General features: G+C 74.2%; 1 protein-coding gene. It reads left to right on the plus strand.

Translation table 11 applies throughout. The annotated features are described in order from the left end of the window. The first annotated feature begins 6 nt into the window (after positions 1–6). A complete protein-coding gene (locus AB6L24_RS17635) occupies positions 7–14,625 on the plus strand; it encodes a type I polyketide synthase (RefSeq protein WP_405656305.1) in 14,619 nt (4,872 codons plus the stop codon). The last annotated feature ends 1 nt before the right edge of the window (position 14,626 follow it).

Raw genomic sequence — 14,626 nt, forward strand, 5'->3', positions numbered from 1 at the left:
CGCCAGATGGAGAACGAGGACAAGCTCCGCGATTACCTCAAGCGGGCCACCACCGATCTGCGCAACACGCGCCGACGCCTGCGCGAGGTCGAGGACCGGGAGCACGAGCCCATCGCGATCATCGGGATGAGCTGCCGCTACCCCGGCGGCGTGGCCTCGCCCGAGGACCTGTGGCAGCTCGTCGCCGACGGCGGGGACGCCGTGGTGGAGTTCCCGGCCGACCGCGGCTGGGACGCCGACACGCTCTACGACCCCGACCCGGACCACGCGGGCACGTCCATCACCCGGCACGGCGGTTTCCTCCAGGACGCCGCGGGCTTCGACCCGGCGTTCTTCGGGGTCAGCCCGCGCGAGGCCGCGGCGATGGACCCGCAGCAGCGACTGCTCCTGGAGACGTCGTGGGAGGCGTTCGAGCGCGCGGGCATCGACCCCGTCCAGGCCAAGGACACCAGGACCGGTGTCTTCGCGGGCGTCATGTACAACGACTACGCGACGCGGCTGCCGCAGGCGCCCGAAGGGTTCGAGGGCTTCCTCGCCAACGGCAGCGCGGGCAGCATCGCGTCCGGCCGCATCGCCTACACCCTCGGCCTCGTCGGGCCCGCGGTGACGGTGGACACGGCGTGCTCCTCGTCGCTGGTCGCCCTGCACCTCGCGATGGTCGCGCTGCGCCGTGAGGAGTGCTCCCTCGCCCTGGCGGGCGGCGCCACGTTCATGGCCACGCCGCGCACGTTCGTCGAGTACAGCAGGCAGCGCGCCCTGTCCGTGGACGGCCGCTGCAAGGCGTTCTCCGACAGCGCGGACGGCACCGGCTGGGGCGAGGGCGTCGGCATGCTCCTCGTGGAGCGCCTGTCCGACGCCCGCCGCAACGGCCACCCGATCCTCGCGGTGGTCCGCGGCTCCGCGGTCAACCAGGACGGCGCGTCCCACGGCCTGACCGCGCCCAACGGCCCCTCCCAGCAGACCGTCATCAACCAGGCCCTGGCGAGCGCGCGACTCACCCCGGCCCAGGTCGACGCGGTCGAGGCGCACGGCACCGGCACCACCCTCGGCGACCCCATCGAGGCACACGCCCTCATCGCCACCTACGGCGCCGAGCGCACCGCCGAACGCCCCCTGTGGCTCGGCTCCCTGAAGTCGAACATCGGCCACGCCCAGGCGGCGGCCGGGGTCGGCGGCATCATCAAGATGGTCATGGCGATGCGGCACGGCACGCTGCCCAAGACCCTGCACGTCGACGAGCCGAGCAGCCACGTCGACTGGTCGGCCGGCACCGTGGCGCTGCTCACCGAGGCACAGCCGTGGCCGGAGACCGGCGAGCCGCGCCGCGCCGGCGTGTCCTCGTTCGGCGTCAGCGGCACGAACACCCACGTCATCCTGGAGCAGGCACCCGCCGTCCAGGAGGAGACGCCCGCCGCCGACCCGCGGCCCACGACGGACGCCGACACGTCGGCCACCCCCGTCACGCCCTGGGCGCTGTCCGCCCGCACTCCCGACGCGCTGCGCGCACAGGCCGACCGACTCCGGTCCGCCGTGGCGGCCGCCACCGACTTCGACCCGGCGGGCACCGGCTTCTCCCTGGCCACGACCCGCTCCCTGTTCGAGCACCGCGCCGTGCTTGTGGCGGAGGACCGGGCCACCACCCTCGACAGGCTCAGCGCGCTCGCCGAGGGGCGTGGCAGTTCGGGCGTCGTCGTGGGCGAGGCCGCCTCGCACCGGCTGGGCTTCCTGTTCTCGGGGCAGGGGTCGCAGCGGCTGGGGATGGGGCGTGAACTCGCCGCCCGTTTCCCGGTGTTCGCGGAGACGCTGGACGAGGTGCTTGCGGCGTTCGATCCGTCGGTACGTGAGGTGCTGTTCGGTGCGGATGCCGACGCGCTGAATGAGACCGGGGTGACGCAGCCCGCGCTGTTCGCCGTCGAGGTCGCGCTGTTCCGTCTGTTGGCGTCGTGGGGTGTGCGGCCCGATGTTCTTGCGGGGCATTCGATCGGTGAGCTGGCCGCCGCGCACGTCTCGGGTGTCTGGTCGCTGGCGGATGCGGTCAAGGTGGTGTCGGCGCGTGGTGCGTTGATGCAGGCGCTGCCTGAGGGCGGCGCGATGGTGGCGATTCAGGCGTCCGAGGCTGAGGTGATGGCTGAGGGCTTGCCGGAGTCGGTGGGTATTGCGGCGGTTAATGGTTCTCACTCGGTCGTGGTCTCTGGTGTCGCTGCCGATGTCGATGCGGTGGCGGAGCGCTGGCGCGGGGCGGGTCGTAAGGCGACCCGTCTGAAGGTGAGCCACGCGTTCCACTCGCCGCTGATGGACCCGATCCTTGAGGACTTCCGCGCGGTCCTTGAGGGCGTGTTGTACGAGGCGCCCGCCATCCCGATCGTGTCGACGCTGACCGGACAGCTCGCCACGGCCGAGGAGCTGGCGTCCCCGGACTACTGGGTGCGGCACGTGCGCGAGGCCGTGCGCTTCGCCGACGCCGTCGTGTCGCTGCGAGAGCAGGGCGCCGACGTGTTCGTGGAGGTCGGCCCCGGCGGAGTGCTGTCCGGCCTCGGGCAGCTGACGGCGCCGGAGGCCGCCTTCGTACCCGCGCTGCGCGGTGATCGCCCCGAGCTCGTCGCGCTGACCGGCGCCGTCGGCCACCTGAATGTGCGCGGTGTCGCGGTCGACCTGGCCGCCTGCTTCGACGGCAGCGGCGCACAGCGCGTGGACCTGCCGACGTACGCCTTCCAGCGCGAGCGCTACTGGCTGGACGCCGACCCCGTCGAGACGGGCGCCGAGCGCATGTCGCCGGTCGAGGCCCGGTTCTGGGAGGCCGTGGAGGAAGGCGATCCCGCCGACCTCGCCCGTACGTTGGGTGTGTCGTCGGACGATCCGCTGAGCGCGGTGCTGCCTCGGCTTTCGGCGTGGCGGAGGAAGCAGCGGGACCGGTCCGTCGCCGACGGGTGGCGGTACGGGGTCGAGTGGCGGCCGGTAGCCGCCGCGAGCCGTCGACTGGACGGTGTGTGGCTGGTTGTGGCGCCGACGGGTGAGGATCGCGCCGAGTGGGTGTGTGCGGCGCTGGCTCGCAACGGAGCGGACGTCCACACCCTGGACGTGGACCCGGAGGCGGTCGACTGGGCGCAGCAGTTGAGCGGACTGCCCGCGCTCGACGGGGTCGTCTCGCTGCTCGGGCTCGTCGACAGGGGTGATTCGGCCGTGCCCACGGGTGTCGCGGCCACGATCGGTCTGTTACGCGCCCTGGGTGACGCGGACGTGTCCGCGCCGTTGTGGTGCCTCACGTCGGGCGCGGTGGCGGCGGCCGAGGGCGACGTGGTCCCCGGAATCGAGCAGTCGATGCTCTGGGGCCTCGGCCGGGTGGCAGCTCTGGAGCACCCTGACCGCTGGGGTGGGTTGGTCGACGTACCCGCGGCACCGGACGAGGCGACCGGTGACCTGCTGGCCAAGGCGCTCGCGGGTACGGGCGGCGAGGACCAGGTCGCCCTGCGGGGCAACGGGACCCTCGGCCGCAGGCTGGCGCCCGCGCCGCTCGGGGCTGCCGCCGGAGAGGGCTGGTCGCCGCGCGGCACGGTCCTGGTGACCGGCGGCACCGGCGCCCTGGGCGGCCATGTGGCGCGCTGGGTCGCGGCACGCGGCGCCGAGCACGTCGTCCTGGTGAGCCGTCGTGGTGCCGCGGCCGAAGGCGCCGCCGCCCTGGAGGCCGAGCTCGTCGAGCTGGGCGCGCGCGCCACGTTCGCCGCCTGTGACATGGCGGACCGGGACGCTGTCGCGGCGCTCCTGGAGAGCGTCCCCGCGCTCACCGCCGTCGTCCACACGGCGGGCATCGAGCGGTCCGCCGCCCTCACCGACCTCGACCCGGGCGACCTCACCGCATTCGGCGACGTGCTTGCGGCGAAGGTCGACGGCGCGCGGAACCTGCACGAACTCCTGGGCGACACGCCGTTGGACGCCTTCGTGCTGTTCTCGTCCATCGCCGGAGTCTGGGGCAGCGGCGGTCAGGCCGCCTACGGCGCGGCGAACGCCTACCTCGACGCCCTCGCCGACCACCGCAGGGCCGCGGGCCTGCCCGCCACCGCCGTCGCCTGGGGCCCGTGGGCCGACGGCGGCATGGTCGAGGACGCCGGTGCGGACGTGGCCGCGCACCTGCACCGCAGGGGCTTGACGACGATGGCCCCCGACGCGGCGCTCGCCGGCCTCGGCGCGGCCGTCGGCCACGGCGACGGACAGATCACCGTCGCCGACGTCGACTGGTCCCGGTTCGCGGGCACCTTCATGGCGCAGCGCCCCAGCCCGCTCCTCGCCGAACTCCCGGATGTGCAGGCCGCGTTCGACACCGCTCCGGCCGAGCAGGGCACGTCGGCGCTCGCCCGGCGCCTGGCCGGTCTGGACGAGACCGAGCAGGAGCGTCAGCTCACCGAGCTGGTCCGCTACGAGGCAGCCGCAGTCCTCGGCCATGCGTCCGGCGAAGCCTTCTCGGCCACCCGCGCCTTCCGCGACCTCGGCTTCGACTCCCTGACGGCCGTCGAACTGCGCGCCCGCCTCAGCGAGGCGACCGGCGTGGCCCTGCCCGCCGCCGTGGTCTTCGACTACCCGACGGCCGCCGCGCTGGCCACCTATCTGCGTACCGAACTGTCCGGAGCCGCCGCCACCACCGCCGTCGCGGCCGCCGTGGGTGTGAGCGACGAGCCGATCGCGATCGTGGCGATGTCGTGCCGGTACCCCGGAGGCGTGTCCAGCCCGGAGGACCTGTGGCAGGTGCTGCGGTCGGGCGTGGACGCGGTGACCGACTTCCCGACCGACCGCGGCTGGGACGTCGAGGCGCTGTACGACCCGGAGGGCGCGGGCGTCGGCACGTCGTACTCCCGCAGGGGTGCCTTCCTCGATCGCGTCGCGGACTTCGACCCCGCGCTCTTCGGGATATCGCCGCGCGAGGCCCTCGCCATGGACCCGCAGCAGCGGCTGCTCCTGGAGACCTCCTGGGAGGCGTTCGAGCGGGCGGGCATCGACCCGCAGTCGCTGCGCGGCAGCCGGTCGGGTGTGTTCGTCGGCACCAACGGCCAGGACTACACACGGCTGATGACGGCCGCTCAGGACACCGTCGACGGCTACTTCGGCACCGGCAGCGCGGCGAGCGTCATCTCCGGCCGGCTCTCGTACACGTTCGGCCTCGAAGGCCCCGCTGTCACGGTGGACACGGCGTGCTCCTCGTCGCTCGTCGCCCTGCACCTGGCCGTGCAGGCCCTGCAGAAGGGCGAGTGCGAACTGGCGCTCGCGGGCGGCGTGACGGTGATGTCGACGCCCGCCGCGTTCGTGGAGTTCAGCCGCCAGCGCGGGCTCTCGGTGGACGGCCGGTGCAAGGCGTTCGGCGCGGACGCCGACGGCACCGGCTGGGGCGAGGGCGTCGGCATGCTGCTCGTCGAGCGTCTTTCCGACGCGCAGCGCAACGGCCACCAGGTGCTCGCCGTCGTGCGCGGCTCGGCGGTCAACCAGGACGGCGCGTCCAACGGCCTCACCGCTCCCAACGGCCCCTCGCAGCAGCGCGTCATCCGCGCCGCGCTGGCGGCCGCGGGCCTGGAGCCGTCCGACGTGGACGCGGTCGAGGCCCACGGCACCGGCACGAAGCTCGGCGACCCGATCGAGGCGCAGGCGCTCCTCGCCGCCTACGGCCAGGACCGTGCCGGTGAGCCGCTGTGGCTCGGCTCGATCAAGTCGAACATCGGCCACACGCAGGCCGCCGCCGGTGTCGCCGGTGTGATCAAGATGGTGCTTGCGATGCGGCACGGTGTGCTGCCGCGGACGCTGCACGCGGACGAGCCGTCGCCGCACGTGGACTGGTCCGCCGGCGCGGTCGAGGTCCTGGCGGAGGCCCGGCCGTGGCCTGCCGCGGACCGGCCGTGGCGTGCCGGTGTGTCGTCGTTCGGGTTCAGCGGGACCAACGCGCACGCCATCATCGAGCAGGCCCCCGTGGTCGTACGGGAGGACGTCCCGGAGCCGCTGCCGGTCGGCGCGGTCGTCCCGTGGCCCCTCTCGGCCAAGACCCCCGAGGCGCTGCGGGAGCAGGCCGGGCGGCTCAAGTCCTTTGTGGAAGCGGCGCCTGAACTGTCGGTGCCGGACGTGGGCCGCGCGCTGGTGTTCTCGCGGGCGGTCCTTGAGCACCGCGCCGTGGTCGTCGCCGCCGACGGCGCCGACTTCCGGGCGGGCCTGGCCGCGCTCGCCGAGGGGCGTGGCGGTCCGGGTGTCGCGGTGGGGGAGGCGGCGCCGCACCGGCTGGGCTTCCTGTTCTCGGGGCAGGGGTCGCAGCGCCTGGGTATGGGCCGTGAACTGGAGGCTCGTTTCCCGGTGTTCGCCGAGGCTCTGCACGAGGTGCTCGCGGAGTTCGATCCTTCGGTGCGGGAGGTGCTGTTCGGTGCGGATGCCGACGCGCTGAACGAGACCGGGGTGACGCAGCCTGCGCTGTTCGCGGTTGAGGTGGCGCTGTTCCGGCTCCTTGAGTCGTGGGGTGTGCGGCCCGACGTGCTGGCGGGCCACTCGATCGGTGAGCTGGCTGCGGCGCATGTGGCGGGTGTGTGGTCGCTGGCGGATGCGGTCAAGGTGGTGTCGGCGCGTGGTGCGTTGATGCAGGCGCTGCCGTCCGGTGGTGCGATGGTCGCGATCCAGGCGTCCGAGGCCGAGTTGATCGCTGAGGGCTTGCCGGAGACAGTGGGTGTAGCGGCGGTTAATGGCCCTAACTCTGTCGTCATCTCCGGTGTGGCCGCCGACGTCGAAGCGGTTGCGGAGCACTGGCGTGCGGCGGGCCGGAAGGTGTCCCGCCTCAAGGTGAGCCACGCGTTCCACTCGCCGCTCATGGACCCGATGCTCGACGACTTCCGTGCGGTGGTCGAGGGAATCGCGTGCGGCGCACCCGAGATCCCGATCGTGTCGACGCTGACCGGACAGCTCGCCACGGCCGAGGAGCTGGCCTCTGCGGACTACTGGGTGCGCCACGTCCGCGAGTCCGTGCGCTTCCACGACGCCGTCGTCGCGCTGCGCGAGCAGGGCACCGACGTCTTCGTCGAGGTCGGCCCCGGCGGCACGCTCTCCGCTCTCGGCCTCGGCAGCGCGCCCGACGCGGTGTTCCTGCCCGCGCTGCGCGCCGACAGGCCCGAGGAGAACGCGCTCCTCGGCACGGTCGCCGCGCTGCACACGCAGGGCGTGCCGGTCGACTGGACCGCGTACTTCGCGATCGGCGGCGCCCGGCAGGTCGACCTGCCCACCTACGCCTTCCAGCGCGAGCGCTACTGGCTCGACGCCGACCCCGTCGAGATGGGCGCCGAGCGGATGTCGCCGGTCGAAGCGCGGTTCTGGGAAGTCGTCGAGGAAGGCGACATCGCCGATCTCGCCCGCACGCTCGAGGTGTCGTCGGACGATCCGCTGAGTGCGGTGCTGCCTCGGCTGTCGGCGTGGCGGAGGAAACAGCGGGACCGGTCTGTCGCCGACGGGTGGCGGTACGGGGTCGAGTGGCGGCCGGTAGCCGCCGAAGCGCGGCAGTTGGCCGGTGTCTGGCTCGTCGTGGCGCCGACGGGCGAGGACCGAGCCGAGTGGGTGCGTGCGGCGCTTGCCCGGGGCGGAGCGGACATCCGTGTCCTGGAGGTGGACCCGGATGCGGTCGACTGGGCGCGGCAGCTGAGCGGACTGCCCGCGCTCGACGGGGTCGTCTCGCTGCTCGGGCTCATCGACAAGGGCGAGTCGGCGGTGCCCGTGGGTGTCGCGGGCACGGTCGACCTGCTGCGGGCGCTCGGTGACGCGGGTGTGGAAGCGCCGTTGTGGTGCCTGACGTCCGGTGCGGTCGCGGCGGCCGAGGGCGACGTCGTCGCCGGGTTCGAGCAGTCGATGCTGTGGGGTCTGGGCCGCGTGGCCGCCCTGGAGCAGGCCGGCCGTTGGGGCGGTCTGGTCGACGTACCCGAGGCGCCGGACGAGGCGACCGGTGACCTGCTGGCCGCCGTCCTCGCCGGGGCGAGTGGCGAGGACCAGGTCGCGCTGCGCGGAGACGGGATCCTGGGTCGCAGGCTGGTGCCCGCGCCGCTCGGCGCGGTCCGCTCCGGCTCCGGCTGGTCGCCGTGCGGCACGGTCCTCGTGACCGGTGGCACCGGCGCCCTGGGCGGCCATGTGGCGCGCTGGCTCGCGGCGAGCGGCGCCGAGCACGTCGTCCTGGCGGGACGTCGCGGCCCGGACGCCGAGGGCGCCGAGGAACTGGAGGCGGAGCTCGTCGAGCTGGGCGCGCGCGTCACCGTCGCCGCCTGCGACGTGGCGGACAAGGAGTCGGTCCGGGCGCTCCTGGACAGCGTCCCCGCGCTCACCGCCGTCGTCCACACGGCGGGCATCGAGCGCTCGGCCACCCTCGCCGAGCTGGACCGGGACGACCTGGCCGGTGTGCTCGCGGCGAAGGTCGACGGCGCGCGGAACCTGCACGAGCTCCTGGGCGACACGCCGCTGGACGCGTTCGTGCTGTTCTCGTCCATCGCGGGAGTCTGGGGCAGCAGCGGGCAGGGCGCGTACGCGGCTGCCAACGCCTACCTGGATTCCCTGGCCGAGCACCGCAGGGCCGCGGGCCTGCCCGCCACCGCTGTCGCGTGGGGGCCGTGGGGCGGCGGCGGCATGGTCGCCACCGCCGAGCAGACTGCGCTGCTACAGCGCTGGGGCCTGTCGACGCTGGTTCCGGCGGTCGCGATCGCCGGTCTGGCCACGGCCTTGGAGCGCGGTGACGGGAACGTCGTCGTCGCCGACGTCGACTGGTCCCGGTTCGCGGGCACCTTCATGGCGCAGCGCCCCAGCCCGCTCCTCGGTGAACTCCCCGAGGTCCAGGCCGCGTTCGGGTCCTCATCGGCCGAGCAGGGCACGTCGGCGCTCGCGCAGCGCCTGGCCGGCCTGGCCGAGGCCGAGCAGGAGCAGCAGCTCACCGAGTTGGTGCGGTACGAGGCCGCCGCCGTGCTCGGCCATGTCTCCGGGGACGCGTTCTCCGCGACCCGCGCCTTCCGTGACCTGGGCTTCGACTCCCTGACAGCCGTCGAACTGCGCGCCCGCCTCAGCGACGCCACCGGTCTCGCCCTGCCCGCGACCCTGGTCTTCGACTACCCGACGGCCGCCGTCCTGGCCGCGTACCTGCGTACCGAACTGTGCGGCGCCAGTGCGGCACCCACGGACTCGGCTCCGGTCGCGGTCTCCGGGGTGAGCGACGAGCCGATCGCGATCGTGTCGATGTCGTGCCGCTACCCCGGAGGCGTGTCCAGCCCGCAGGACCTGTGGAACGTCCTCCTGTCCGGTGGCGACGCGGTGACGGAGTTCCCGGCCGATCGTGGCTGGGACGTGGAGGCCTTGTACGACCCCGACCCGGACGCGGTCGGGACCACCTACCTCAAGTCGGGCGCGTTCCTGTCCGACGTGAGCGGCTTCGACGCGGGCTTCTTCGGGATCTCGCCGCGCGAAGCACTCGCCATGGACCCGCAGCAGCGGCTCCTCCTCGAAACCTCCTGGGAACTTCTGGAGCAGGCCGGGGTCGACCCGGCGTCGCTGCACGGTGAGAGCGTCGGCGTGTTCGTGGGCTCGAACGCGCAGGACTACGGCCTCGTGCTCGGCGAGGCCGCCGAGGACGTCGGCGGCTACATGGCGACCGGCAACGCGGCCAGCGTCTCGTCCGGCCGCCTGTCGTACACGTTCGGCTTCGAGGGCCCGGCCGTCACCGTCGACACGGCCTGCTCCTCGTCGCTGGTCGCGCTGCACCTGGCGGTGCAGGCGCTGCGGTCGGGCGAGTGCGAACTGGCGCTCGCGGGCGGCGTGACGGTGATGTCCACGCCAGGTGCGTTCATCGAGTTCAGCCGCCAGCGCGGCCTCTCCCTCGACGGCCGCTGCAAAGCCTTCGCCGCTGCCGCCGACGGCACCAGTTGGGGCGAGGGCGTCGGCATGCTCTTCGTCGAACGCCTCTCGGACGCCCGGCGCAACGGGCACCCCGTCCTCGCGGTGATCCGCGGCTCGGCGGTCAACCAGGACGGCGCGTCCAACGGCCTCACCGCCCCCAACGGCCCCTCGCAGCAGCGCGTCATCCGCCAGGCCCTCGCGAGCGCCGGACTCCAGGCGTCCGACGTCGACGCCGTCGAGGCGCACGGCACCGGCACGAAGCTCGGTGACCCCATCGAGGCCCAGGCGCTCCTCGCCACCTACGGCCAGGAGCGTGCCGGTGAGCCCCTGTTGCTCGGCTCCGTGAAGTCCAACATCGGGCACACCCAGGCCGCCGCAGGTGTCGCCGGTGTGATCAAGATGGTGATGGCGATGCGGCACGGCGTCCTGCCGCGCACCCTGCACGTCGACGAGCCGTCGCCGCACGTCGACTGGTCCGCGGGCGCCGTGGAACTGCTCACCGACGAGCGTGCGTGGCCCGCCGTCGACCGGCCGTGGCGTGCCGGTGTGTCGTCCTTCGGGTTCAGCGGCACCAACGCGCACGCCATCATCGAGCAGGCCCCCGCGCCGACGCCCGCCGAGGCGACGGAGCCGACAGAGCCGACAGAGCCGACGGAGCCCGGCGTCCTGCCGTGGGTCCTCTCGGCCCGGTCCGGCGATGCCCTGCGGCAGCAGGCGGCCCGGCTCCGGGACGAGCTCGACCACAAGGCGGACATGCCGGTCGCCGACGTCGCCCACACACTGCGGTCCCGGCCGGCCTTCGACCACCGCGCCGTACTTGTGGGCGTCGACCGCGAGGACTTCCTCAGCGGCCTCACCGCCCTCGCCGACGGCCGCGAGGCCCCGAACGTCGTCACCGGCGCGGCCGACGACCGCGGCACCGGCACGGTGTTCGTGTTCCCCGGCCACGGCACGCAGTGGGTCGGCATGGCCCTCGAACTCCTGGAGTCCTCGCCGGAGTTCCGCGCGCGGATGCGGGAGTGCGCGGATGCCCTCGGCGAGTACGTCGACTGGTCGCTCCTCGACGCCGTCCAGGACCCCGCCCTGATGGAGCGCCTGGACGTCGTCCAGCCCGCCCTCTTCGCCGTGATGGTGTCGCTGGCCGCGACCTGGCGGTCGTGGGGCGTCGAACCGAGCGCCGTCCTCGGGCACTCGCAGGGCGAGATCGCGGCGGCCTGCGTCGCGGGCGCCCTGCCCCTGAAGGACGCGGCGCGCCTCGTCGTCCTGCGCAGCAAGGCGCTGACCGCGCTCGCCGGACAGGGCGGCATGGTGTCCGTCGCGCTCGACGTCGACGCCGTACGGGACCTCGTCGCGCCCTGGGACGGGCAGCTCGACATCGGCGTGGTGAACGGCCCCGCCTCCGTCGTCGTGTCCGGCGACGCCGCCGCGCTCGACGAACTGGTGGACCTCTGCGCCGAGAAGGGCGTGTGGGCGCGGCGGGTCCAGGCGGACTACGCCCCGCACTCCCACCACGTCGAGCGGATCGAGGCGGAACTTCTCGCGGGCATCGCGGACGTGACGCCGCGCTCCGCGGACGTGCCGTACTTCTCGCCGCTGACCGGCGGCTGGCTGGACACCCGCGAGCTGGACGCCGCGTACTGGTACCGCAGCCTGCGCCGGACCGTGCAGTTCGCCGACTCCGTCTCCGCACTGGTGGCAGCGGGCTTCAGCACCTTCGTCGAGGTCAGCCCGCACCCGGTCCTCGTGGCCGGGCTCGGCGAACTCGTCGGCGCCGACGGCGTGGTCGTCGGCTCGCTGCGGCGCGGCGACGGGAGCCCGGCCCGGCTCATGACCTCGGCGGCCACGCTGTTCACGCGCGGCGGCCGGGTGGAGTGGCCGCTCCCCGCGGCAGAGCGCGTCGACCTGCCGACGTACCCGTTCCAGCACGAGCGCTTCTGGCCCACGGCGGCACACACCGCGTCCGGCGACGTGACCTCGGCCGGCCTCGGCCGCGTGGACCATCCCGTCCTCGTCGCCGTCACCGAACTCGCCGACTCCGAAGGCCTCGTGTTCAGCGGCAGGCTGTCCCTGCGCACCCACCCGTGGCTCACCGACTACCGCGTCCTCGGCACCGCCGTGCTCCCCGGCGCGGCCTACGTGGACCTCGCGCTGCGCGCCGGTGACCACGTCGGCTGCGCGTCCCTGGACGACCTCGTCCTGGAGGCCCCCCTGGTGCTGCCCGAGCGGGACGGCGTCCAGGTGCGGCTCAGCGTCGACGGGCCGGACGCGGCGGGCCGGCGGGCGTTCACCGTGGACTCCCGAGGAGACGCGGGCGGCGCCTGGACCCGCCACGCCACCGGCACCCTCGCGGCGGACGCCGAACCCGTCACCGACGACCTCGTCGCCTGGCCGCCGACCGAGGCCGAACCGGTCGAGGTCGACGACCACTACGCCACCGTCGCCGCCTCGGGCCTCGACCACGGCCCCGCCTTCCAGGGCCTGCGCGCCGCCTGGCGCAAGGGCGACGAGGTGTTCGCCGAAGTGGTGTTGCCGGACGGCCTCACGGACGAGGGCTTCGGCCTGCACCCGGCCCTCCTGGACGCCGCGCTGCACACGGCCGGGCTCGGGGTGAGCTCGGACGGGCTCCCGTTCTCGTGGGCCGGGGTGCGGCTGCTCGCGACCGGCGCGACGGTGCTGCGGGTCCGGCTGACGCCGGTCGGCGTGGACGCCGTGGCGGTGCTCGTCGCCGACGGCTCCGGTGAACCGGTCGCCGCCGTCGACCAGTTGAGCCTGCGACCCCTCTCGGCCGACCAGCTCGACCTCGCCCGGTCCGCCCACCGCGACTCGCTGTTCGAGGTGAAGTGGGTCCCCGTACGGGACGCCGCTCCCGACACGGGCACGTGGGCGGTGCTCGGCGGCGACACCGCCCGCCTCGCCCACGCGCTCACCGCGGCGGGCGAGCCGGTCGACGAGCACCGTGACCTGGCCGCGCTCGTCGCCGCCGTCGACGGGGGCGCGCCCGTGCCCCGGCGCGTGGCGGTGACGCCCGGCGAGGGCGCGACGTCCCCGCGCGCGGCGACGCGCGACACTCTCGACCTGCTCCAGAAGTGGCTCGCCGACGACAGGTTCGCCGACGCGCAGCTCGTGCTCCTCACGCACGGCGCGGTGGCGGCAGGGCCCGACGAGGACGTCCCGGACCTGGTCCGCGCTCCCGCATGGGGCCTGGTGCGGTCGGCGCAGTCGGAACACCCGGAGCGGTTCGTCCTCGTCGACGTCGACGAGGACGAGAAGTCGCTGCGCGGGCTGCCCGCCGCGGTGGCCGCGGGGGAGCCGCAGCTCGTGATCAGGCACGGCGCCGCCTCCGTGGCCAGGCTGGCACGGCTCGCGACTCCGGCCGACGGCGCGGAGCCCGGCCACACACCCGAGCCCGGCCACACACCCGAGCCCGACCACGGACCCGAGCCCGCGGCGTTCACCGCCGACAGCACGGTCCTGATCACCGGCGGCCTCGGCGTGCTCGGCGGCCTCACCGCACGCCACCTCGTCGCCCGCCACGGCGTCGGCCATCTGGTCCTCACCGGCCGCCGCGGCCCGGCCACGCCGGGCGCGGAGGAACTGCGCCGGGAACTGGAGGACTTGGGCGCGGGCGTCACGATCGCCGCGTGCGACGTGAGCGACCGCGACGCGGTGGCGGCACTCCTGGCCGAGCACCCCGTGACCGCCGTCGTGCACACCGCCGGTGTCCTGGACGACAGCGTGATCGAGTCCCTGACCCCGGAGCGCGTCGACGCGGTGTTCGGCCCCAAGGGCGACGCCGCGCAGCACCTGCACGAGCTGACCCGCGACGCGGACCTGTCAGCGTTCGTCCTGTTCTCCGCCGTCGCCGGTGTGTTCGGCAGCCCGGGCCAGGGCAACTACGCGGCGGCGAACAGCTTCCTGGACGCGCTCGCCCAGCACCGCAGGGCCGCCGGACTGCCCGCGACCTCACTGGCGTGGGGCCTGTGGGCCGAGGCCAGCGGCATCACCGGGCACCTCGACGACGCCGACGTCCAGCGGATGGCGCGCGGCGGCATGGCCCCGCTGTCCTCCGCCGACGGCATGGCACTCTTCGACGCGGCGCGCGCCACCGGCGCCGCGACGGCGGTGCCCGCCGCGATCGACCTGGCGGCGCTGCGGGCGCACCCGGAGCAGGTGCGGCCGCTGCTGCGCGGCCTGGTGCCCACACCCGCCCGCAGGGCCGCGCGGTCCGGCGACGGTCCCGGCACGGTCTCGCTCGCCCAGCGGCTCGCGGGCCTCACCGAGGCGGAGCGGGACCGCACCCTCGTCCACCTCGTCCGCACCCACACGGCGGCCGTGCTCGGCTTCGCCGGGCCGGAGGCCGTCGAGGCGGAACGGGCCTTCAAGGAGCTCGGGTTCGACTCGCTCACCGGCGTGGAGCTGCGCAACAGGCTCGACGCCGAGGTCGGCACGCGACTGCCCGCCACCCTGGTTTTCGACCACCCGACCCCGGCGGCACTCGCGGCCCACCTGCGGACGACGGTGCTCGCCGACGACCGCACACCCGCCGCGGAGGTGCTCGGCGAGCTGAACAGGCTGACGGTCACCATCTCCAAGCTCGACCCGAACGACGCGCTGGTCGGAGACATCCGGCTGCGGCTCCGGTCACTCCTGTCCACCTGGGACGACAAGGAGCCGGAGAGCGCGGCGGGCGACCTCGACTCGGCAACGCTCGACGACGTGTTCAACATCATCGACGAGGAACTTGAGTCCTGAA

The organism is Streptomyces sp. RK9, assembly GCF_045070545.1.
Classification (GTDB): domain Bacteria; phylum Actinomycetota; class Actinomycetes; order Streptomycetales; family Streptomycetaceae; genus Streptomyces; species Streptomyces alboflavus.